This window comes from Anoxybacillus ayderensis, assembly GCF_013761015.1.
GTDB classification, from domain to species: domain Bacteria; phylum Bacillota; class Bacilli; order Bacillales; family Anoxybacillaceae; genus Anoxybacillus; species Anoxybacillus ayderensis.
On sequence record NZ_JACDUV010000004.1, the window covers coordinates 57269 to 78862 of the forward strand.

The following is a 21594-nucleotide window of genomic DNA, read 5'->3' on the forward strand; positions in this document are numbered from 1 at the left end:
AAAAAGTGTGCTAAAATAGGTGGAGCAATGAATCCGTTAAGGAAGGGATAATATGTCATCGTCAAAGTTGTTAAGAGGCACATTTATTTTAACGGGAGGCGTGTTTTTATCACGCATATTAGGACTTATATACGTCTTCCCGTTTTATCAACTTGTTGGGAAACAAGGGGGAGCGCTTTATTCGTACGGTTACGTTCCGTATACGTTGTTTATTAGTATAGCAACGATGGGGGTGCCGCTAGCTGTATCAAAGTTTGTCTCGAAATATAATGCACTTGGCGAATATGCGATTGGACGAAAATTGTTTCGTTCAGGTATGACGTTAATGGCGATCACAGGGTTTCTCGCTTGGCTCATTTTATATATGAGTGCCCCGTTATTAGCCCCGTTTGTCGTCAATGATGACGGACACGGCAACTCGATTGCGGATGTTACTTCTGTCATTCGCGCAGTTAGTTTCGCTTTATTGCTTGTGCCGATGATGAGTTTAATTCGAGGGTTTTTTCAAGGTCATGAATCGATGGGGCCGACAGCGTTGTCGCAAGTCGTTGAACAACTTGTCCGCATCATCTTTTTGCTTGCAGGGAGTTACATCGTTTTACGCATCTTCGACGGCTCGCTTGTGACGGCTATTCAAGTGGCGACGTTTGCAGCATTTATCGGTGCGGTTGGTGGACTAGCTGTTTTATTCATGTATTGGTTTAAGCGAAAATCGTTTTTAGATGAACTATTAAAGCAAGATCGCGGTACGATCCATATGTCATTAAAAGAGATGTATAAAGAATTGATTGCCTATGCTGCCCCGTTTGCTTTTGTTGGCTTAGCAATGCCTTTATATCAACTCATTGACCAATTTACGTTTAATAAAGCGATGGCAAGCATCGGGCTCGGTGCCATTTCAGAGGACGCATACGGCATTTTCAACGTATGGGCACAAAAGCTTGTCATTATCCCAGTAACATTAGCGACGTCATTTAGCTTAACGCTCATTCCGACGATTACGAAAGCGTATGTGCAAGGAGAGAGCAAGCAACTAAAAAAATATTTAAATGACACGTTTCAAGTCGTTATGTTTATTACGTTGCCGGCAGTCATTGGCATGGCGCTTTTATCTGAATATGTATATGCCGCTTTTTACAGCTACGATCCACTTGGCACACAGGTGTTGCGGGCATACGCACCGACCGCTATTTTCTTTGCTTTATTTTCTGTGACGGCGGCCATTTTACAAGGGATTAATAAACAAAAATTTACCGTCATTAGTTTATGTATCGGATTATTGTTTAAATTATTTTTTAACTACATACTCATTGTTTCGTTTGAAACGGTAGGAGCTATTTTGGCAACGACGATTGGATACGCTTTGTCGGTTAGTTTAAACTTATGGGTCATTCAACGGTATACAAATTATCGTTATCATTTTGTTGCCAAGCGTATGTTGTTTATGGGGATTTTAACAACAATAATGTGTGCTGTCGTTTGGCCGGTCGCAAAACTGATGGACCGTTTTCTTCATTACAACGGTAGCATGATCCAATCGGTCATCATCGTTGCACTCGGCGGATTGATCGGAGCGGCTGTTTACTTTTATTTAAGTGAACGTTCGAATTTGTTATATGCGTTATTTGGGAACCGCTTTTCATTTTTAAAAAAGAAAGAAAAGAAGGCTTTGTCATAGCCTTCTTCTTTGTATTAAAAGTCGCTGCTAAATGGGAATCCGAGTTGACGTTCAACGCGTTGAAGACGTCGATTTAAGTTGTTAATTTGTTGTTGTTGGCGTTCTGTGATGCGCTCGAGGCGATCAACTCGACGTTCAAGAGAGCCGCTTGGAAAACTTGGTGTTCCAGGAAATCCTGGTGTGCCCGGAAATCCACCAGGGAATCCTGGTGTAAATGGAGAGCCCCCGTAATAAGGCATGCCCGGCATTTGTTGCTGTTGTTGGCGTTCGTCCATTTGGAAAACTCCTTTCGCTTTAATTGTTACGTAGGCAGTATATGTGACAGTTGACATAGGTGTATGGACGAACGCCTAAAAAAGAAAAACATTTGGAGGGATTTTTATGTTGCGCATTGATAAACTGCTAGCAAACATGGGATATGGAACGAGAAAAGAAGTGAAAAAATTATTGAAAGCAGGGGTTGTCAAAGTCGATGGGATGACGGTGAAAGATGCAAAAACACACGTCAATCCGAAAGAACAAGTCGTTACCGTATGGGGAGAAGAAGTAGAGTATAAACCGTTTATTTATTTAATGATGAATAAACCAAAAGGGGTCATTTCAGCAACAGAGGATGCTGTGGAGGAAACAGTCGTTGATTTACTGGAAGAGGAAGATCGTATTTTTGATCCATTTCCAGTCGGACGGCTTGATAAAGATACGGAAGGGCTACTGTTGTTAACAAACGATGGTCAACTTGCTCATCAGCTATTATCACCAAAAAAGCATGTACCGAAAACGTATGAAGCAATTATTGATGGGGAAGTGACAGAAGATGATATTGCAGCATTTCGACGCGGTGTCGTGCTTGACGATGGATATGAAACAAAGCCAGCAGAGCTTGTCATCATTCGTTCCGGTTTGCGTTCAGATGTGCGCATCACGATTACAGAAGGGAAATTTCATCAAATTAAACGAATGTTTCAGGCAGTTGGTAAACGTGTCATTTACTTAAAACGCATACAAATGGGACCGATTCCGCTCGATGAAACGTTAGAACCGGGGGAATATCGTGAGTTGACTGATGAAGAAATGGCTTTATTAAAAGGAGAAGACAAAAAATAGGAACCTGCACTAATCAGGTTCCGTCTATATGCATTTCGTTATGATGACATCTTCACTCTTTTTTTAGTTGTTGTCCATTTACCTTTGCTAGGGCTGTGAATTAAGTCGTTGTATGCTAACACGTTTAAATCCCGCTGAATCGTTCGTGGAGTAATGCCGAATTCGTCCACGAGCTCTTGCGTTGTCACTGTTCCTCTTTCGCTAATGAACATGTAGACGGACTTAATACGGGTTAGCATGCGATCGGTAGATGGTTTCAAATGATCACTCCCTATCGTCACATCATTCGCATGGTACAACAAAGATGAAAAACTAGATGTCTCACTATTTATTTTACACGAAAACGTAAGAAAAATGCTATAAATTTGCTGAATTTTACACAATATTAACACAATTAAAACCATATTTTTCTTAAAGAAAGGGGAAAGTGACGATGAACATCAATTGGATGGAAGAAGTGAAAAAACGAGAAAAGGTATTTTTACAAGATTTACAAACGTTTTTGCGTATTCCGAGCGTACGAAATGAGCAGACCGCAACGCAAGAAGCACCTTTAGGAAAAGAAGTGTACGAAGCGCTTTGTTATATGTTAAAACGAGGGGAAGAAGAAGGATTTGCCGTAAAAAATGTTGATGGATTAGCAGGGCATATTGAAATGGGAGATGGGGAAGAGATTGTTGGCATATTATGTCACGTTGATGTTGTTCCTGCTGGTGACGGTTGGACGTTTGATCCGTTCGGGGCAACGATTGTGGATGGAAAAATTTATGCGCGCGGCGCATTAGATGACAAAGGTCCGACAATTGCTGCGTTTTATGCGATGAAAATTGTCAAAGAGCTCGGGTTGCCGCTTTCTAAGCGCGTACGCATGATTATTGGAACAGATGAAGAAAGCGATTGGCAATGTGTCGAACGATATTTTCAAACGGAACAAATGCCGACAATTGGATTTGCTCCAGATGCCGATTTTCCAATTATATATGCTGAAAAAGGAATTGCTGATTTTGATCTCATTCAGCAACCAATGAATAAACAAGTGCATGATGATATTCTTCTTTCGTTTCAAGCTGGTCAGCGATACAATATGGTTCCAGATTTTGCAGAAGCTATATTGCAGTTAACGAATGAAAACGACATGAAAGAGCGTTTTCTTACATTTTTACGTACGCATGCGCTTGAAGGGGAAGCACATGGGGATGGTGACACACTTACGTTGCGCCTTCGTGGTGTTTCTGCACATGGGATGGAACCGAACAATGGGGTGAATGCAGGCATATGGCTCGCGAAATTTTTAGCAAATGAAACACTAGATGCACAAGCTAATGAATTTGTTCGATTTGTGTCGCAATTTTTTTATGGAGATACGCGCGGAAAGCGATTAGGTGTTGCGCATACAAACGAGGAACTTGGGGATTTAACGATTAACGTCGGTGTTCTTTCGTATACGAACGAACGTGGGGGAAAGATGGGGCTCAATTTACGTTACCCTGTCACGAACGATATGACGCGCACAAAAGAAATCATTGAGCAAGTAGCTAAACGTCATCAGTTCGTATTAAACAACTTTTCGAACTCCTCACCACATTATGTCGCAAAAGATCATCCGCTCGTTCAAACGTTGCAACGCGTATATGAAGAGCAGATGGGCGAACGAGCATCATTGCTTGCGATCGGTGGTGGAACGTATGCGCGTTCTTTACAAGCAGGAGTAGCGTTCGGTCCATTATTCCCGAATCGTCCAGATGTGGCGCATCAAAAAGACGAATATATGTTTATCGATGATTTGTTTAAAGCAACAGCCATTTATGCCCAAGCGATTTATGAATTAGCAAAATGACAATTTCCAAAAATATGTTATAATGAAAAGTGCCGTCGCTCATGACGGTGCTTTTTCATTATTTTATTTGATATGGGGGATTTTTGTGTATACACGTATTTTTCGCATATTTTACTTTTTACAGTTTTTTAGTTTTGGATCGCTTTTTCCTTTGTTATCTGTGTATTTAAAAGATGAAGTTGGATTGTCAGGAACAGAAATCGGGATGATTATGTCCATTAGCCCTATTGTTATGATTTTTATTCAACCAATTTGGGGAATGGTAAGCGATTATACGCGTCAACCGGTTCAAGTGTTAATCGTATCTTTACTAGGAACAGCTTTTTTTGGTTTTATGTATTCGCTCGTTCATTCTTATATGTGGTTGCTTATTATTGCCGCGCTACTTGCTGTTATGCAAAGTGGTATTGTTCCATTATCTGATAGTATCACGCTTCATTACGTACAAAAAGCAAACGAACGGTATGGCTCGATTCGCCTTTGGGGAGCGCTTGGGTTTGCGACTGCTGTCCCGATTGCTGGACAAATTGCTCAGATGTTTCATCTTCGCTTCATTTTTTACATTTTCGTTGCTTTACTCATTACGTCGAGTGTGCTTGCATGGAAGTTGCCAAAAGAGCAGTCAAGTGCGAAAGTGAACATTCGTGAAGGAATGAAAGAGTTAGTTCGCATTCCACCGTTTCTTTTGTTTTTGTTGACGACGTTTCTTGTCTTTGGTCCAATTTATGCCAACAATTTTTATTTTGGCATTTTGATTACTGATTTAGGTGGAACGCTTGCAGGGGTCGGCTTTGCCTTTTTATTAGCAGCAGGAAGCGAAGCGCCGTTTATGAAATTTGCTGACGGGGTCGTGCGAAAGTTTGGCATGATGAATGTTTTATTCGTTGCCACAGCATTATCTTGCGCTCGTTGGTTATTTTACTTTTTTGAACCACCGTTAATGATCGTGTATGCCACGACAATCGTACAAGGGGCGTCCGTCGGTTTATTTATTCCAGCTGCGCTACAATATGTGCGCGACGTCACTCCTGCACACGTACGTACAACAGCTGTATCGCTTTATGCTACAGTTGGAAACGGGCTCGGGAGCTGGTTTTGTACATTTGTAGGAGGGTATATTTTAGAACGTTGGACAATTGAGCATGTATATTTATTTTTTGGATTGTTGACGTTTGGTGGCATGGTGATTTTTGCTTGGCAGTCGAAAAAGACGTTGCGAAAACTATATGAATTTTGATAAAATTTAGAAAATTAAAAGGTGGGACGATAGATGCACTACTTTTTGGCAATTCCTCTACCAAACGAGGTGAAAAAGCGGCTGCATGCTTTTATTTCTGAATGGGGAGCGCCATTTCGGTTGTTCGTTCATGAAGCCGATTATCATATAACGCTTGCGTTTTTAGGTCGGGCAACCGAAACGGAGCGAAAGCAAATTGCAGAGATGATGCCAGATGTAGTAAAAAAACATCAGTCATTTTCGTTACAACTGAGCGAGGTGTACTCATTCGGTTCTCGTATTTTATGGTATGGAGTGAAAGAGGAACCGCGTTTGTTTTCTCTTCGTCAAGATGTGTATAACGTGTGCCAGCGCATCGGTTTTTCGCTTGATTCACGACCGTTTACACCGCATATTACGTTGGCGAAAAAATGGAGTGGATCGTTTCCGTTCTCGCTTGAAACATATCCGAGAAAAATGGAAGGAGAAGACATTCGCTTTTTCGTCCATGACGTTGTGTTATATGAAACACATATGGATCAAACGCCGAAATATAAGCCGCTGATGCGTTTTCCTCTTTCATAATTTAATAAGAGGGTGAGAAAAGATGGGGATTACGGTCATTCAAATCGGGGGATTGTATGCGTTGTATATGATCGGTTCGTTCATTCAGCAACTGCTACACATTCCAATTCCGGGGAGTATGATTGGCATGTTGCTGTTATTTTTATTATTAATGACCGGAATCGTAAAAGAAAAGTGGGTTGCGCGTGGTGCAAATATGCTTTTATCTCACTTAACGCTTTTATTTATCCCAGCAACGGTTGGAGTCATGGACTATGTTGAGCTTTTTTCAGGGAAGGGAATATGGTCCGTTGTCATTGTGATCGTCAGCACAATGATGGTCATGGTGTTTGCTGGCTTTATTGGGCAATGGGCACAAACACGTGAGCAGAAGCGAGTGCGTGAGGTGAAAGGGGCATGATTGGCGTCAGTTTGCTCATATGGACGATCGTCGTATATATAGCGATGCGCAAATTGTATGCTCGCTTTTATTTTCCGTTGCTCGTACCCGTCGCAACAAGCACGGTAGTCATCATCATCACGTTATCGCTTTTTCATTTGTCGTATGAACAATATATGACTGGAGGGAAATGGCTCGCTCATTTGCTTGGTCCAGCAGTTGTCGCGTTAGCTTTGCCACTTTATCAACATCGGCATACGTTAAAACAGTTTTTATGGCCATTGTTATGTAGCACATTTTTCGGCACGATCATTGGAATGGGGAGCGGTTTATTGTTCGCACGTCTTTTTCATTTGCCAGAAAAAATTGTTCGTTCCATCATTCCCAAATCGGTCACATCGCCTGTTGCGATGGATATTGCAAAGTTGATTGACGGTATACCGACGCTTGCTGCTGTATATGTCATGATTGCGGGAATTTTTGGTGCAATGTTTGGTCCGATTCTTTTTCAACGTTTGCACATTACAACAGCTTTAGGGATTGGAAGTGGTCTTGGGGCAGCTTCTCACGGTATTGGTACCGCAAAAGCGCTTGAAATTGGGAGAAAAGAAGCGGCGATTAGCTCCGTTGCTATGACGTTAAGCGCAATTTTTGCTTCTCTTCTTTGCCCGTTGTTGCTTTTGTTGTAGAATGAAAGTAACTATTTGTTGCTGGAGGTTACAGTGTGGGACAGCTCATTAAGCTTCAAGACTATATTTCGCGCTATGAACTAGATATTTATCATTACCCGAGCGAGTTCATTCGTTTGAAAAAAAAACAATGGGAACGAATGAAGCAGGCGTGGGAGACAGGTCAACTTGCGATGAGGACGGAGCTGCATTCACAACAATCGTGGAAATGGCTTGAAGAAGAGCCATCGCTTTTTGATAAAGTGAAACAACTATGGAAACGAAAAAAAGTAAAAGACATAGAAAATGAAAGCGAACAGCCGAACGAAGAGGAAGAATTTGTCGTTTCCATTACGTCTGAGCCGCGAACGCTTGAAGAGTTAAAAATATTATTTTTAGAAAAGCTGTTTCAACTGCAAATTCGTTGGGCAAGTTCAACATTAACGGAAGAATCTATTATTGATCCGAAATATTATTATGATGTACAATTAAAATATTTTTTGCAACGTTTTCCTGATACATACTTATGTATGTATAAACCTGTATTTTTATTGAAAAAAGCCCCTGTCGAGCTAAATACGATTTTAATTAGTCCGACAACGACTTGGTGTATTGCGTTTACAGAAGAACGAAAAAACAACATTATTGTCGGCTCGGCTGAACGATTTTGGACGGAGATGGTTGACGATGTGGAACGAAAAATCGTCAATCCGATGATTTCCCTTCACCGAACAGAAAAAGTTGTTCAAACGATTTATAAACAATTTGCCGTCGATATGCCGATAAAAAAATTGTTAATCAATCGTGAAGGATATATTGATTATCGTTATGCACCAAGCGATCTTGAAATCATTGATCGGCGACATTATGAGGCATGGTTTATGTCGCTAAGACAATTGACGATGCCGCTGAAGCATATGCAGTTGAAGGCAGCTCAATCATTGCTGACATATTGTGATGCGCGTTACTACGATCCGCTCGTTGTAGAACAATTTGAAGAGGCTGATGAGTAACGGTCAGCCTCTTTTTATAGCGGATCTGGACTCGGTTTGCCGATATAATATCCTTGGGCAAACGGAATGCCAATTTCTCGGCAGTAGTCTAATTCTTCTTTTCGTTCAATTCCTTCGGCAAGTACGTGAATGCCAAGCGTGTTGGCGATTCGAGTGACTTCCTTTAAGAACGCCTGCTTTTCTTCTTCTTTGTCGCAGTTTTGAATGTAGTGCCGATCGATTTTTACATAATCGGGTTGCAATAACGTAAGCATGTCGATCGTTGAAAAACCTGCACCGACATCATCTAAAGCGACTTTCATACCTGAGCGCTTATATGTGGCAAATACGTTTTTTAAATGGTCAATATCAACAATTTTCTCTGTCTCAACAACTTCAAATACGAGATCTTCAGGCGCTACGTTATATTGTTCGACGATGGAAAATGTATGTCGAAGACAAAATTCAGGATTGTAAATTGTTGATGGTAAAAAGTTGATGAAACTTTTAATCCCTTTTTTTATTTTTGTGCGTGATCGAATCGCTTCTTCACGTGCTCGACGGTCTAAAAACGTATGCAAACCTGTTTGTTTGGCAACGGAAAAAAGCTGACCAGGCGAAAATCGTTGTGAACGTAATAAACATTCGTAGGCAAAAACGTCCCCGGTATTCGTATGAACAATCGGTTGTAAATAACTCATCAACGGTTCATTTGTGATGCATTGGACAACATCTGCATGCATAATTCGCATGCTTAATTCATGAAGTGGAACGAACGATTCTGGCACATCAGGGTTTGTACATAACGTCGCTAACATTTTTTCTTTTTCATGGATCGTTTCTACATATGTCGCTAATTGTTGTAATGAATCATACGAATAACATAAATACTTTTTTTGTTGTTCTTGCATAATAAGTAAGTAACCAGATGGTAAAAGTGGAAATGGAACGCTACATGAAATGCATGAATACATCATTTCTCCCCCCCTATTTATCCATTTTACAACAAAAACCATTCATTTAAAAAGTGGAAGTTGGTGACCGACAATGTTTAAACAACAACCGTTTGAAGCCTACTTAGATGAACTGACAGTCATTACAATTTTAATACCGAACGATGTTGTTCACGAGCGTGCACCGATATTTTTTTTATGTGATAAAGAACAAACAGCATACCGTTTAACGATTCGTTCAACAGAAAGACAACACTTATTTACAAAATATGAATGTACTGTCCCTTTTATTGTTGAATTAGGAAAACGATATGTTGTTTATACAGAAGAAGGATGGCAAGCCCCTCTACAAGTAGGGGCAGTAATGCGAACAAAAGCGTTCGATGATTTATATGCATATGACGGGAACGATCTCGGTGCAATGTACAAACCGGAAAAAACGACGTTTAAAGTGTGGGCGCCAACTGCTACAAACGTGTTACTAAAGCTTATTAATCCAACGACGAAAGAAGAAACAACTTATGAAATGATACGAGAACAAAAAGGGGTATGGACGTATACCATTTATGAAAATGTTGAACGATTTTTTTATACGTATATGACGTATGTGAATTTTGTTTGGCGTGAGGCGGTTGATCCTTATGCAAAAGCTGTTTCAGTAAACGGCACATATGGTGTTGTCATTGACCTGACGAAGATAAATATCCCGAAACCGACCATGCCTCCGTTTATTTCTATGACGGATGCGATCATTTATGAAATGCACGTGCGTGATTTCACGATTCATCCTAAAAGTGGGGTGAAACATAAAGGGAAATATCTCGGTTTAACGGAGCGAGATACATTTGGACCGAACGAAACGGTGACAGGTCTTTCGTACGTGAAACAGCTCGGTGTGACACATGTTCAACTCATGCCTGTGCAAGATTTTGAAGGAGTGGATGAACTTCAGCCCCTTCAAATGTACAATTGGGGATACAACACCGTTCATTACAACGCCCCAGAAGGGAGTTACGCAACCGATCCAACCGATCCATATGCGCGTATTATCGAGTTAAAGCGGGCGATTCGTGCGTTTCAAAACGAAGGTATTCGCGTTATTTTAGACGTTGTATATAATCACGTATATATTCGAGAAACATCGTCGTTTGAACATCTTGTTCCTGGTTATTATTTTCGATACGGATCAAATGGCTATCCGTCAAACGGGACAGGAGTTGGAAATGATTTAGCATCTGAGCGGAAAATGGTACGTAAATTTATTATTGATTCCGTCATGCATTGGCTAAACGAATATGGTGTTGACGGATTTCGTTTTGACTTAATGGGCATTTTAGATATAGATACGATGAATGACGTCCGTCGAGCGATTGATGCAATAGATCCGACAGTCATTGTGCTCGGGGAAGGTTGGGAGCTAGCTACTCCGTTGCCTCGCGAAAAAAAGACGATGATTGCGAACGCAAAACATACCCCACGCATCGCTTATTTTAATGATCAATTTCGCGACTATGTAAAAGGCAGCACGTTTCAAGTTCGTGATCGAGGATTTGCATTAGGGGATTGCTCATATAAAGAAGCAGTAATGGAAGCGATTCGCGGAAGTATTCATCTTTTCTTTTCGCCAAGGCAAAGTGTGAATTATGTCGAATGTCACGATAACCATACGCTATGGGATAAAATGATGATTGCCAATGCACATGAGAGCGAATATATTCGACGGAAACGTCAAAAGCTAGCGACAGCGATCGTTTTATTATCTCAAGGCATTCCTTTTTTGCATAGCGGTCAAGAGTTTTATCGAACGAAACGAGGGATTGAAAATAGCTATAATGCTCCTGACGAAGTAAACCAAATCGATTGGGAACGCAAAAATGATTGGGAAGAAGACGTGCGGGAAATGATGCTTCTCATTGCGCTTCGTAAAAGACACGGTGCGTTTCGTTTTTTGACTGCTGATCAAGTCCGACGGCATATGAAGTTTTACGATACACATCCATCTGTCATTGCTTATCAGCTTGTTGATGTTGGACTGTACGGTCCATGGGAACAAATTGTTGTCGTTCACCATAATGAAGAAAAGAAAACGACGTTGCCTCTTTCTGAAGGGGAATGGAAAGTCGTTTTTAGTTCAAATCAAGAAGAAATAGGAAAAGTATACGAACAGTTTGTTGAAATAAATGGAATTGGTACGTGGGTATTAATTGAATGTTGACGTGGAAACGATCAGAAAGATAAAATCTAGTAAGATGACAATCGCTATTTTTATTTTGACTAAGTCGAAAGGTGAGCTCACTTGGAACAGTTACTAGGTAAGGAGTGGGAAATTTCCCCAGCAGGCGGTGCGACAGGGGATGCATATATTGCGGAGCATGATGGGAAGAAGTTGTTTTTAAAGCGCAACTCTTCTCCATTTTTAGCTGTTTTGTCGGCAGAAGGAATCGTTCCAAAATTAGTTTGGACGAAACGAATGGAAAACGGGGATGTGATTACAGCCCAGCAGTTTTTACAAGCGCGCGAATTAAAGCCGCACGATATGACTAGCAAACAAGTTGCCCAACTGCTTCGAAAAATTCATCGCTCAAAAGAATTGTTAGCGATGATGGAACGGCTCGGTAAAAAACCTTTATTGCCGAATCGTTTGCTAGAGGAAGTGAAAAAGAACGAATGTGTCATAAAAGAAAATGCTGTCGTGCAACAGGCTATTGCGTTTCTAGAGAAACATGTAAATGATGTGTATCATGAGGGTTATGTCGTTTGTCATTGTGATATGAATCATAACAATTGGTTGTTAACAGAAGATAACCAGCTCTATTTAATTGATTGGGATAGCGCGATGATTGCTGATCCGGCCATTGATATCGGGGTGTTGTTGTATGCTTACATTCCAAGAGAACAATGGGAGAGCTGGTTAGAGCAATACGGTTTACCGTTCAATGATCAATTGATGTTGCGCATGAAATGGTATACGTTGGCTCAGACGATCGTGTTGCTTGCATGGCATAAAGGGCGGAATAATGAAAAGGAAATGCAACGATTGTTGCATTTCCTCGAGCATGTGTTACGTTAATTGATCCATCCATTCAGCGAGTTGTTGTTCATGTTGATCGATGTGTGAAGAAAGATCAGTTGCATTTTTTCCGTTTTGACTGTACGTGTAAATATGGGATAATGTTTGTTTGAGTTCAGAATGGACAGCATCGTTCGCTATTAATGATTTGGCGAGCCGTTCAATTTGTTCACATTCGGCTACTGTCCCTGAACGATCAAGTTGATGCTCTGATAAAATGTCTTTTAACACGGTTAATTGATGCTCATGATTAATGGCCATGTTCATCCCCCTATTCATTTTATAATATGGCCATTTTTATCTTTTTATATGCAAAGAAACGGAGGATGAGACGTGCGTTTACGAAATAAGCCTTGGGCGAAAGAAAAAATTGCATCATACCCACAATATATCATTCCACAACCGGAACAATATAAAGGCCGTTGGCATGAATTGTTTGCAAACGACCATCCCATTCATATTGAAATTGGGACAGGGAAAGGTCGCTTTATCACGGAAATGGCGAAAATGCATCCACATATCAACTATATCGGCATTGAGTTATATGAAAGCGTCATTGTATGTGCGCTGGACAAGCTTATTGAAAACGACTTGCCAAATTTACGTTTACTGAATGTGAATGCGAAAGAATTAACAAACATTTTTGCAAAGGGAGAAGTCGAGCGTATTTACTTAAATTTCTCCGATCCGTGGCCAAAAAAGCGACATGAGAAAAGACGGTTAACATATCGTTCATTTTTGGAGCTGTATGAAAACATTTTAGTCGATGAAGGGGAAATTCATTTTAAAACAGATAACCGTGGATTGTTTGAATATTCCCTTGTCAGCTTTTCTCAATACGGTTTAGTTCTTCAATATGTCAGCCTTGATCTCCATCGAAGCGATTTCGAAGGAAATGTCATGACAGAGTATGAACAAAAGTTTTCTGAAAAAGGAAATCCGATTTATCGCTGTGAAGTAAAATATCGAAAACCTATGTCGTAATTGGGCATAGGTTTTTTTCTTTTCTGAATATTTTTGTAATGTTAAAATAAATCATGAGAGGGGGAGAACTGATGGAGAAATTAACGATCGGTCGAATAACGATGACGTGGTTGAATGGGGGAATTACACATTTGGATGGGGGAGCGATGTTCGGTGTCGTGCCCAAGCCGCTTTGGATGAAAAAATACCCATGCAACGACCAAAATCAAATTCCGCTTCGCACGGATCCGATTTTATTGCAAGTAGATGGGAAAAACATATTAATTGAATCAGGCATTGGAAAAGGAAAATTGAATGAGAAGCAAAAACGAAACTTTGGTGTAACGGAAGAATCTGACTTAGAAAAGCAGTTTGCGCTTCTTTCTTTAACTCCTGAAGACATTGATCTTGTATTAATGACGCATTTGCACTTCGATCATGCGAGCGGCTTAACAAAATGGGAAGAAAATAAACTCGTTCCCACGTTTCCGCGTGCGCGCATTATTACATCGGCAGTGGAATGGGCGGAGATGAAAGAGCCAAATATTCGTTCTCGCAATACGTATTGGAAAGAAAACTGGGAAGCGATTGTCGAGCAAGTGGATACGTTTGCTGAGAAGTTAGAAGTCGTTTCTGGTGTTACGATGATTCATACAGGCGGTCATAGTGATGGACATGCCATTATTATTATTACATCTGAAGGAGAAACAGCCGTTCATCTCGGTGATTTAATGCCGACGCATGCACATCAAAATCCGCTTTGGGTGATGGCGTATGATGATTATCCGATGACGTCCATTTTCGCTAAACAAAAATGGCTCGCCTATGGAATGGAAAACGGTGCATGGTTTACGTTTTATCACGATGCGTATTACCGTGCTGTCCGTTGGAATGGCGAGTTTCAAATCGTTGAATCGATTAAACGTCAATAAAAACCCAAGCGGCTTGCTTGGGTTTTACAATTTTCGTGCTTCAATAATTGTTCCTGTTTTTGCATCAATGAGACACTCATATGCACCAGTTGGACGAGTAATGCCACCTCGATAGACGTTGTAGCGTAGCCCATTTTTTTCAATTGTTTCAACGGTCGTTTGGATCCACGATCCTGTAATGTCACCCGTTTGTTGAAACGCTTCTTTCGCCTTTTGAAGCGCTTGTTCAGATGAAATAAAACGTTGATGTTGCCACTCATTCCATATGTATGCTGCCGTTGCACCGACAACGATCCCAGTAAGAAACGTTTTGACGCGCATAATCCATTCCTCCACTTTTTCTTTTAGTATACCGAATTGTTCGAGTGGAAACTACATGTAAAATTCGCTACAATGACAAATAGCGAGCAAAGAAAGGGGAAAAAACGATGGATTTGCAGTTGTTTCAAACGTTAACCGAATTGCCGGGGGCACCGGGGAATGAACATGGGGTGCGTGCCTTTATGCGTGAACAGTTACAAAAATATGCTGATGATATTGTGCAAGATCGGCTTGGGAGCATTTTTGGAGTGAAGCGCGGAACAGAAAATGGTCCAGTCGTGATGGTTGCAGGGCATATGGATGAAGTAGGTTTTATGGTCACCGCCATTACAGAACAAGGAATGATTCGTTTTCAGCCGCTTGGAGGTTGGTGGAATCAAGTATTGTTAGCACAACGTGTACAAATTATAACAGATCGCGGTCCGATTATTGGTGTGATCGGCTCGATTCCTCCTCATTTGCTTGACGAAGAGCAGCGAAAAAAGCCAATGGATATAAACAATATGCTCATTGATGTTGGGGCAGATGATCGGAATGATGCTGAGCGCATGGGCATTCGCCCGGGGCAACAAATTGTGCCTATTTGTCCGTTTACACCGATGGCAAACGAGAAAAAAATTATGGCGAAAGCATGGGACAATCGTTACGGCTGTGGTTTAGCCATTGAGTTGTTAAAAGAGTTAAAAGATGAAACGATACCGAATGTATTATATTCTGGAGCAACGGTCCAAGAAGAAGTCGGGCTTCGTGGGGCGCAAACGGCAGCAACAATGATCAAACCAGATATTTTCTTTGCGCTAGATGCAAGCCCAGCGAACGATATGACAGGAGACGAAAAAGAGTTTGGGCATCTCGGCAAAGGTGCACTTGTACGCATTTACGATCGTACAATGATTACGCATCGCGGCATGCGTGAATTTATTTTAGATATCGCAGAAACAAACAACATTCCATACCAATATTTTATTTCACCAGGCGGTGGAACAGATGCAGGAAGAGTACATATCGCGAATAGCGGCGTCCCTTCAGCTGTCATTGGCATTTGTGCACGCTATATTCATACGCATGCTTCCATCATTCATGTGGATGACTATGAAGCGGCAAAACAGTTATTAGTCGCTCTTGTGAAACGATGTGACCGCGCGACAGTAGACGCGATTCGTCATAACGCTTAAGGAGATCGAGAGATGAACATAGCTGTTGGAACGAAAAATAACACGAAAGTGAAAGCGGTAAAGGCTGTGTTTCATGAGGCACACTATACGATTATTTCGAGTGATGTGCAACCGAGCGTGTCAAAACAGCCGTTTTCCGATGAAGAAACGTTGCAAGGTGCGATTGAGCGGGCGACGTTAGCTGTTTGTAAACAACAAGCACATATCGGGATCGGTTTAGAAGGTGGCGTGTTCGTCGCACAAAACGGGGGAATTTGGTTATGTAATTGGGGGGCGCTCGTTGATCGCGATGGAGTTGTTGTTGTGGCAGGAGGGGCGCGTATTCCCCTCCCTGCTGAAATCGGTGAACAATTAAGAGGTGGAAAAGAATTAGCTGAAGTGATGGATGAATACGCAAATCGCTGCGACGTTCGTTCAAATGAAGGGGCGATTGGTATTTTGACGAACGGAGCGATCGATCGAACAACGATGTATACACATATTGTTCATCTGTTAAAAGGACAGTATGAACATCAAAAGAAAGGATGGATAGATAGATGAAAACAATCGAACGTATGGAGCAATATAACGAAGTCATTCAACATGGGAAAGTCATTATGATGTTTACGGCTGATTGGTGTCCTGATTGTCAAGTCATCAAGCCGATTTTGCCAGAAATCGAAGAACAGTTTTCGGATTATACGTTTTATGCGGTTGATCGCGATCAATTGCTCGATTTGTTTACAGCGCATAACGTATTTGGCATTCCAAGCTTTATCGCGTATGAAAACGGGCAAGAACGAGGCCGATTTGTCAGCAAAGATCGGAAAACAAAAGAAGAAATCGTTGCTTTTATTGAACATTTAGGTGAGCGTGATGAATAGTAAACAAATAAGCGAGCATATTCAACAGCGATTATCTCATTATCCATGGGAGTTTCAATGGGATCGAAAAAAAGATACACTCCGCATTGAACATCGCGAAACGAAAAAAGGAGTGACGATCTCCTTGCCTCCAATTATTGCGAAATGGGAACTAGAAAAAGAGCGCGCCATTGATGAAGTCGTTTATTATGTAGAACAAACATTGAACGCATTACATCATGATTCACCGTTGCGTGGAAAAGAAAAGCACGTATATCCAGTTATTCGTTCTACTTCGTTTCCGACAAAGACGAACGAAGGAGCGATGTTTATTTATGATGAGCATACGGCAGAAACGCGCATTTATTATGCACTTGATTTAGGAACAACGTATCGGCTTATTGATGAGCGGTTAGTTGAATCGGAGCGTTGGGATGTGCAACAATTAAAAGAAATTGCGCGTTTTAATGTTCGGTCATTGCCGACAACGGTAAAAGAAGACCGTGTTGCAGGTAATACGTTTTACTTTTTGAATACAAACGATGGGTATGATGCAAGTCGCATATTAAACGATGCTTTTTTAAAAAAGTTTTCTGAAAAAATAAAAGGAACAATGTTATTGGCAGTGCCCCATCAAGATGTGCTTATTATTGCTGACATTGAGAACGAAATCGGATATGATGTACTTGCGCAGTTGACGATGAGTTTTTTTGCAAGCGGTCGAGTGCCGATTACCGCCCTCTCATTTTTATACGAAGATGGGCAACTTCAACCGATTTTTATTCTTGGAAAAAATCGTCGAAAGGATGAGACACAATGAATGTATTTTACAATCGTGAAGGGATCGGAGATACGTTACTTATTACATTGAAAGCTGTTGATCCGCAAGTGCGAGCTTTTGAGAAAAAAGGAGATGTCGTGCGCATTTTCAATGAGCAGACAGGTGAGACGGTCGGTTACAATATTTTTCAAGCGTCTACATACGGCACATTTGAAGGAAATGGTGTCGTCGAACGAACAGAACAACTGATTGCCACAATTAATGATATACTGAAAAAAAATGGTGTAGATGAGCAAGTAGCGGCTGATTTGTCACCGAAGTTTGTTGTCGGTTACGTGAAACAAAAAGAGAAACACCCGAATGCGGATAAATTAAGCGTTTGTCAAGTCGATGTCGGTACGGAGACGTTGCAAATTGTATGTGGCGCTCCAAACGTTGACGCTGGGCAAAAAGTTGTTGTTGCAAAAGTTGGCGCAGTCATGCCAAGCGGTCTTGTCATTCAAGAGGCAGAGCTGCGTGGCGTAAAATCTTACGGAATGATTTGTTCGGCACGCGAACTAAACTTACCGAACGCTCCTCAGGAGAAAGGCATTCTCGTTTTAAATGATAAGTACGAAGTAGGCCAACCATTTTTCAGCTGACTTCCGTTGCGGCAGTCAGCTTTTTTTGTGATAAAATAAAACTGAATGTACAAAGAAAGAGTGAGGACTGAATGGGTTGGTTAAAGGCATTATTTCGTTATTTATTTGGAGAAAACGATGAGATAAAAGAGACGCGAAAACACTCTCCATCCGTGCCAAAAAACGAACATAAAGAGATGGAGGCAAAAGTCGTTTATGAATATCCGAAAGGAAAGTTTCGCTTTCCGTTAATTCCAGATGAACCGAAAGAAAGAAGAAAAGATAGAATAGATGAAACGTCGTCACAAACGAGTTCATTTGAGAAAAAAGTATATCGTCTCGATCGTCAAGCGGGTGAATCACGCGCATTTCGCCCAACGGATGTCCCATCACCTGTGTTTGGTTATAAACGAATGGAACGTGTAGAACGAAAAAATGAAGATAAACAAATGGTTGAATTTGAACTTCCGAGTGTTGAAAAAGTCGAAACAAACGAATGCGTGAATGTAGAGGCAACTGAGTCGATAGAAAAAGAAGAACATTTTGTTGCTGAGACAAACGAACATGCGCATATACAGGAGAGTGAGCCACTTCGTCATGAGGTGGACGATTTTGTTCTTGAAAAGGAAGACGAAAAACGAGAAGAAGGAGAAATGGCTGAAGAGGAAACGGAACAAAAACAGCCGCAAGAAAATAAAGAGCAAGAGCGATTAGAAGAAAAAGAGGAGCGAGTACGTCAGCGAAGTGGTGTGCCATACAATGTGATGATGTTAAAGCAAGATCGGGAAAAATGGAAAGAGCGACAAAAACAGTCAACGTACGTGTTTCCGTCCTTATCGTTGTTGCATCCGCCACTTATCCGTCAAGAAGACGATGAAACATGGTTAAAAGAACAAGCGGAGCGATTGAACGAGACGTTTAAAAATTTTAACGTTGGAGCAAAGGTTGTTCATGTAACGAAAGGTCCGACAGTTACTCGTTTTGAAGTACAGCCGGAACTTGGCGTAAAAGTGAATAAAATTACGAATTTAGCAGATGATATTAAATTAAATTTAGCAGCTGTCGATATTCGTATGGAAGCACCTATTCCAGGGAAAAACACGATAGGGATTGAAGTGCCGAATCGATCAAGTCGCCCGGTCTTTATTCGCGAAGTGTTACAAAGCGAAGCGTTTCAGAAGTCAGACTCTCCATTAACTGTTGCTTTAGGATTAGATATTGCAGGAAGGCCAATTGTGACCGATTTAAAAAAGATGCCCCATGGATTGATCGCTGGGGCAACAGGATCAGGAAAAAGTGTATGTATGAATGCGATGTTAGTCAGCTTGCTGTATAAAGCAACACCACATGAAGTGAAGTTGCTATTGATCGATCCGAAAATGGTCGAGCTTGCACCATACAATTATATTCCACACTTAGTGAGCCCGGTCATCACTGATGCAAAAGCAGCAACAGCAGCGTTAAAATGGGCTGTATCTGAAATGGAGCGACGATACGAACTATTCGCGCATACGGGTGTGCGTGATATTGTTCGTTATAACGAGTTAGTGCGAAAATCACAAAAACCGGAACAACATTTACCTTATATCGTCATTGTTATTGATGAGCTTGCCGATTTAATGATGGTTGCGCCCGCTGATGTCGAGGAAGCGATTTGTCGTATTGCTCAAAAAGCGCGAGCATGCGGTATGCACTTGCTTGTTGCTACACAACGGCCATCGGTGGACGTGATTACCGGCTTAATTAAAGCAAATATTCCAACACGCATTGCCTTTTCTGTATCGTCGCAAATTGATTCGCGTACGATTATCGATATAAACGGCGCAGAAAAGTTACTTGGGCGAGGCGATATGCTGTTTTTAGAAAATGGAACGGCGAAGCCGATTCGTTTACAAGGCAATTTCGTATCCGATGAAGAAATTGAGCGCGTTGTCGCCCATGTGCGTCAGCAAATGGAACCGTCTTACTTATTCCAACATGACGAGCTGTTGCAACAACATGTACAAGCTGATGAAGATGATGAATTGTTTTACGAGGCGTGTGAGTTTGTTGTTCAACAGGGTGGAGCTTCCACATCAAGTTTACAACGTCGCTTTCGCATTGGCTACAACCGAGCAGCACGCTTAATCGAGATGATGGAGCAACGCGGAATCGTATCCGCTCCGAAAGGAAGCAAGCCACGCGATGTTTTAATTGATGAACAAGATCTTGAACAACTACAAGACACAATTTAGATAAAGTAGTCGTGAAATAGAAAACATGCTATGCTAAATACGTGAAAACGATGGTTGAAGGGGAAAGCAAAATGAAAGAAATCGAATTAAAGCTACAAGGAAAAATTAAACGGTTAACGAATAAAACATTTAAATTTGATGAGCGTGTGCGAGATGGCTGGTTTTCAGCTGTATATTTTTTGAAAACGCGTGAAATTGTAAAACAATTTCGCCCAAATAATATTGTCACGATGCAGTTTTTTCAAAAAGAACATGCCGTTTTATGCGGAACGGATGAAGTGATTGCTTTATTGCATACGTTTGCCGATGAGCCAGAAAAATTAGAAATTTATTCATTAAAAGACGGAGATAAAATTAGTCCGTTTGAGACAGTGCTCACTATTACCGGTCCGTATCAAAATTTCGGATATTTAGAAGGCATTATTGATGGAATTTTAGCGCGCCGAACATCTGTAGCAACAAACGTGTATAACGTTGTTAAAGCAGCAGCTTTATCTGGTGTACAAAAACCGGTCATTTTTATGGGAGATCGTGATGACCATTTTATGATGCAAGCAGGCGACGGATATGCTGCTTTTATTGGTGGTTCAACTGCACAAGCGACACATGCGATGAACGAATGGTGGGGAAAACAAGGAATGGGGACGATGCCGCATGCGCTCATTCAATTGTTTGATGGGGATGTTGTTGCGGCGGCAAAGGCGTATCACGAAAAATATCCAGACGATGATTTAATTGTTCTTGTTGATTATAACAATGACTGTATTACAGATGCGCTGAAAGTGGCGCGAGAGTTTGGTGATAAGTTAAAGGCTGTTCGCGTTGATACGTCTCGAACAATGATCGACCAATATTTTATTCGCCATCCAGAAGTGCTCGGTACTTTTGATCCGCGTGGCGTGAATCCACCACTTATTTTCGCTTTGCGTGAGGCACTTGATCGCGAAGGATTTGAGCATGTGAAAATCGTTGTTAGCGGTGGATTCAACGAACAGCGCATTATTGAGTTCGAAAAGCAAGGTGTGCCGGTTGATATGTACGGTGTAGGAAGTAGTTTGTTAAAAGTACATATCGGTTTTACTGGTGATAACGTGTTATTAAACGGAAAACATCAAGCGAAAGCAGGGCGGCGTTACCGTCCAAATCCACGTCTTGAAAAAGTGGAGTATACTGGTCAGTAACACGGAAAAACTGATAGAAGAATGATGCTTCTATCAGTTTTTCTTATCATTGCTCGCAAACGA

General features: G+C 41.2%; 24 protein-coding genes. 19 read left to right on the top strand and 5 right to left on the bottom strand.

Annotated features, from left to right (window positions below):
• Positions 1-52: 52 nt before the first annotated feature.
• Entirely contained in the window at positions 53-1678 is a 1626-nt protein-coding gene (locus HNR63_RS06965) for a putative polysaccharide biosynthesis protein (RefSeq protein WP_181520265.1), read from the top strand.
• Positions 1679-1692: 14 nt separating this feature from the next.
• Here the strand turns inward: HNR63_RS06965 and HNR63_RS06970 are convergent, their stop codons facing one another.
• Positions 1693-1953 (bottom strand): hypothetical protein, encoded by a 261-nt coding sequence (locus HNR63_RS06970; RefSeq protein WP_021095578.1) that lies wholly within the window; start codon positions 1951-1953, stop codon positions 1693-1695.
• Between the two features lie 106 nt (positions 1954-2059).
• On the opposite strand from HNR63_RS06970, the gene HNR63_RS06975 reads away from it, so the two are divergent.
• The gene (locus tag HNR63_RS06975) at positions 2060-2782 is read left to right on the top strand and encodes a pseudouridine synthase (protein ID WP_181520266.1); all 723 of its coding nucleotides are present in this window, start codon (positions 2060-2062) and stop codon (positions 2780-2782) included.
• A 38-nt stretch (positions 2783-2820) separates the two neighbouring features.
• Here the strand turns inward: HNR63_RS06975 and HNR63_RS06980 are convergent, their stop codons facing one another.
• Complete coding sequence (locus tag HNR63_RS06980; RefSeq protein WP_003398403.1) at positions 2821-3042, bottom strand: DeoR family transcriptional regulator; 222 nt, start codon at positions 3040-3042, stop codon at positions 2821-2823.
• A 173-nt stretch (positions 3043-3215) separates the two neighbouring features.
• Between HNR63_RS06980 and pepV the strand changes: the two genes are divergently transcribed.
• The 6 genes from pepV to HNR63_RS07010 all read left to right on the top strand — a co-directional run bounded on the left by pepV (position 3216) and on the right by HNR63_RS07010 (position 8480).
• Positions 3216-4619 carry a dipeptidase PepV gene (gene pepV, locus HNR63_RS06985; RefSeq protein WP_181520267.1) on the top strand — a complete coding sequence of 468 codons (1404 nt, stop codon included), beginning with the start codon at positions 3216-3218 and terminating at the stop codon, positions 4617-4619.
• A gap of 85 nt (positions 4620-4704) precedes the next feature.
• Positions 4705-5856 carry an MFS transporter gene (locus tag HNR63_RS06990; protein WP_085788828.1) on the top strand — a complete coding sequence of 384 codons (1152 nt, stop codon included), beginning with the start codon at positions 4705-4707 and terminating at the stop codon, positions 5854-5856.
• A gap of 33 nt (positions 5857-5889) precedes the next feature.
• A complete protein-coding gene (gene thpR / locus HNR63_RS06995; protein ID WP_085788829.1) occupies positions 5890-6420 on the top strand; it encodes an RNA 2',3'-cyclic phosphodiesterase in 531 nt (176 codons plus the stop codon).
• 22 nt (positions 6421-6442) lie between these two features.
• Positions 6443-6820 carry a CidA/LrgA family protein gene (locus HNR63_RS07000; protein ID WP_181520268.1) on the top strand — a complete coding sequence of 126 codons (378 nt, stop codon included), beginning with the start codon at positions 6443-6445 and terminating at the stop codon, positions 6818-6820.
• Positions 6817-7488, top strand: coding sequence for an LrgB family protein (locus HNR63_RS07005; protein WP_181520269.1), 672 nt, complete (start codon positions 6817-6819; stop codon positions 7486-7488). The genes HNR63_RS07000 and HNR63_RS07005 overlap by 4 nt, the downstream gene beginning before the upstream one ends.
• 35 nt (positions 7489-7523) lie before the next feature.
• Positions 7524-8480 (top strand): NERD domain-containing protein, encoded by a 957-nt coding sequence (locus HNR63_RS07010; RefSeq protein WP_181520270.1) that lies wholly within the window; start codon positions 7524-7526, stop codon positions 8478-8480.
• A 14-nt stretch (positions 8481-8494) separates the two neighbouring features.
• On the opposite strand, the gene HNR63_RS07015 is transcribed toward HNR63_RS07010, so the two are convergent.
• Entirely contained in the window at positions 8495-9433 is a 939-nt protein-coding gene (locus HNR63_RS07015) for an EAL domain-containing protein (protein ID WP_181520401.1), read from the bottom strand.
• A gap of 73 nt (positions 9434-9506) precedes the next feature.
• Here HNR63_RS07015 and pulA point away from each other — a divergent pair, with 73 nt between their 5' ends.
• Together pulA and HNR63_RS07025 are read left to right on the top strand one after the other, a co-directional pair.
• Entirely contained in the window at positions 9507-11627 is a 2121-nt protein-coding gene (gene pulA / locus HNR63_RS07020; protein ID WP_181520271.1) for a type I pullulanase, read from the top strand.
• A gap of 81 nt (positions 11628-11708) precedes the next feature.
• A complete protein-coding gene (locus HNR63_RS07025; protein WP_075039491.1) occupies positions 11709-12482 on the top strand; it encodes a phosphotransferase family protein in 774 nt (257 codons plus the stop codon).
• Here HNR63_RS07025 and HNR63_RS07030 read toward each other — a convergent pair.
• Positions 12474-12743 carry a YtzH-like family protein gene (locus HNR63_RS07030; RefSeq protein WP_021095589.1) on the bottom strand — a complete coding sequence of 90 codons (270 nt, stop codon included), beginning with the start codon at positions 12741-12743 and terminating at the stop codon, positions 12474-12476. The genes HNR63_RS07025 and HNR63_RS07030 overlap by 9 nt on opposite strands.
• Positions 12744-12815: 72 nt before the next feature.
• Between HNR63_RS07030 and trmB the strand changes: the two genes are divergently transcribed.
• On the top strand, positions 12816-13466 hold the full coding sequence (gene trmB, locus HNR63_RS07035) for a tRNA (guanosine(46)-N7)-methyltransferase TrmB (RefSeq protein ID WP_021095590.1): 651 nt from the start codon (positions 12816-12818) through the stop codon (positions 13464-13466).
• 71 nt (positions 13467-13537) lie between these two features.
• A complete protein-coding gene (locus tag HNR63_RS07040; RefSeq protein ID WP_181520272.1) occupies positions 13538-14377 on the top strand; it encodes a YtnP family quorum-quenching lactonase in 840 nt (279 codons plus the stop codon).
• A gap of 24 nt (positions 14378-14401) precedes the next feature.
• On the opposite strand, the gene HNR63_RS07045 is transcribed toward HNR63_RS07040, so the two are convergent.
• Positions 14402-14698, bottom strand: coding sequence for a PepSY domain-containing protein (locus HNR63_RS07045; RefSeq protein ID WP_035047505.1), 297 nt, complete (start codon positions 14696-14698; stop codon positions 14402-14404).
• A 107-nt stretch (positions 14699-14805) separates the two neighbouring features.
• On the opposite strand from HNR63_RS07045, the gene HNR63_RS07050 reads away from it, so the two are divergent.
• From HNR63_RS07050 to HNR63_RS07080, 7 genes are all read left to right on the top strand, one after another.
• Positions 14806-15873, top strand: coding sequence for a M42 family metallopeptidase (locus tag HNR63_RS07050; RefSeq protein WP_181520273.1), 1068 nt, complete (start codon positions 14806-14808; stop codon positions 15871-15873).
• Between the two features lie 12 nt (positions 15874-15885).
• The gene (locus HNR63_RS07055) at positions 15886-16413 is read left to right on the top strand and encodes a DUF84 family protein (RefSeq protein WP_181520274.1); all 528 of its coding nucleotides are present in this window, start codon (positions 15886-15888) and stop codon (positions 16411-16413) included.
• Entirely contained in the window at positions 16410-16736 is a 327-nt protein-coding gene (locus tag HNR63_RS07060) for a thioredoxin family protein (RefSeq protein WP_021095595.1), read from the top strand. The genes HNR63_RS07055 and HNR63_RS07060 overlap by 4 nt, the downstream gene beginning before the upstream one ends.
• Complete coding sequence (locus HNR63_RS07065) at positions 16729-17535, top strand: DUF1444 domain-containing protein (RefSeq protein WP_181520275.1); 807 nt, start codon at positions 16729-16731, stop codon at positions 17533-17535. Before HNR63_RS07060 ends, HNR63_RS07065 begins: the two co-directional genes overlap by 8 nt.
• Entirely contained in the window at positions 17532-18137 is a 606-nt protein-coding gene (gene ytpR, locus HNR63_RS07070; protein ID WP_181520276.1) for a YtpR family tRNA-binding protein, read from the top strand. The genes HNR63_RS07065 and ytpR overlap by 4 nt, the downstream gene beginning before the upstream one ends.
• A 71-nt stretch (positions 18138-18208) precedes the next feature.
• Entirely contained in the window at positions 18209-20350 is a 2142-nt protein-coding gene (locus HNR63_RS07075) for a DNA translocase FtsK (protein ID WP_181520277.1), read from the top strand.
• Between the two features lie 71 nt (positions 20351-20421).
• Positions 20422-21531 carry a nicotinate phosphoribosyltransferase gene (locus tag HNR63_RS07080; protein ID WP_021095599.1) on the top strand — a complete coding sequence of 370 codons (1110 nt, stop codon included), beginning with the start codon at positions 20422-20424 and terminating at the stop codon, positions 21529-21531.
• The last annotated feature ends 63 nt before the right edge of the window (positions 21532-21594 follow it).

What these genes read in the sequence shown, in the direction of transcription:
- HNR63_RS06975 (WP_181520266.1), top strand. Translation starts at nt 2,060, where the DNA reads ATGTTGCGCATTGATAAACTGCTAGCAAACATGGGATATGGAACGAGA.
- HNR63_RS07045 (WP_035047505.1), bottom strand. Translation starts at nt 14,698, where the DNA reads ATGCGCGTCAAAACGTTTCTTACTGGGATCGTTGTCGGTGCAACGGCA.
- HNR63_RS07040 (WP_181520272.1), top strand. Translation starts at nt 13,538, where the DNA reads ATGGAGAAATTAACGATCGGTCGAATAACGATGACGTGGTTGAATGGG.
- ytpR (WP_181520276.1), top strand. Translation starts at nt 17,532, where the DNA reads ATGAATGTATTTTACAATCGTGAAGGGATCGGAGATACGTTACTTATT.
- HNR63_RS07075 (WP_181520277.1), top strand. Translation starts at nt 18,209, where the DNA reads ATGGGTTGGTTAAAGGCATTATTTCGTTATTTATTTGGAGAAAACGAT.
- thpR (WP_085788829.1), top strand. Translation starts at nt 5,890, where the DNA reads ATGCACTACTTTTTGGCAATTCCTCTACCAAACGAGGTGAAAAAGCGG.
- HNR63_RS06970 (WP_021095578.1), bottom strand. Translation starts at nt 1,953, where the DNA reads ATGGACGAACGCCAACAACAGCAACAAATGCCGGGCATGCCTTATTAC.
- HNR63_RS07080 (WP_021095599.1), top strand. Translation starts at nt 20,422, where the DNA reads ATGAAAGAAATCGAATTAAAGCTACAAGGAAAAATTAAACGGTTAACG.
- HNR63_RS07055 (WP_181520274.1), top strand. Translation starts at nt 15,886, where the DNA reads ATGAACATAGCTGTTGGAACGAAAAATAACACGAAAGTGAAAGCGGTA.
- HNR63_RS07060 (WP_021095595.1), top strand. Translation starts at nt 16,410, where the DNA reads ATGAAAACAATCGAACGTATGGAGCAATATAACGAAGTCATTCAACAT.
- HNR63_RS07000 (WP_181520268.1), top strand. Translation starts at nt 6,443, where the DNA reads ATGGGGATTACGGTCATTCAAATCGGGGGATTGTATGCGTTGTATATG.
- HNR63_RS07005 (WP_181520269.1), top strand. Translation starts at nt 6,817, where the DNA reads ATGATTGGCGTCAGTTTGCTCATATGGACGATCGTCGTATATATAGCG.
- HNR63_RS07015 (WP_181520401.1), bottom strand. Translation starts at nt 9,433, where the DNA reads ATGTATTCATGCATTTCATGTAGCGTTCCATTTCCACTTTTACCATCT.
- pulA (WP_181520271.1), top strand. Translation starts at nt 9,507, where the DNA reads ATGTTTAAACAACAACCGTTTGAAGCCTACTTAGATGAACTGACAGTC.
- HNR63_RS07030 (WP_021095589.1), bottom strand. Translation starts at nt 12,743, where the DNA reads ATGGCCATTAATCATGAGCATCAATTAACCGTGTTAAAAGACATTTTA.
- pepV (WP_181520267.1), top strand. Translation starts at nt 3,216, where the DNA reads ATGAACATCAATTGGATGGAAGAAGTGAAAAAACGAGAAAAGGTATTT.
- HNR63_RS06965 (WP_181520265.1), top strand. Translation starts at nt 53, where the DNA reads ATGTCATCGTCAAAGTTGTTAAGAGGCACATTTATTTTAACGGGAGGC.
- HNR63_RS07050 (WP_181520273.1), top strand. Translation starts at nt 14,806, where the DNA reads ATGGATTTGCAGTTGTTTCAAACGTTAACCGAATTGCCGGGGGCACCG.
- HNR63_RS07065 (WP_181520275.1), top strand. Translation starts at nt 16,729, where the DNA reads ATGAATAGTAAACAAATAAGCGAGCATATTCAACAGCGATTATCTCAT.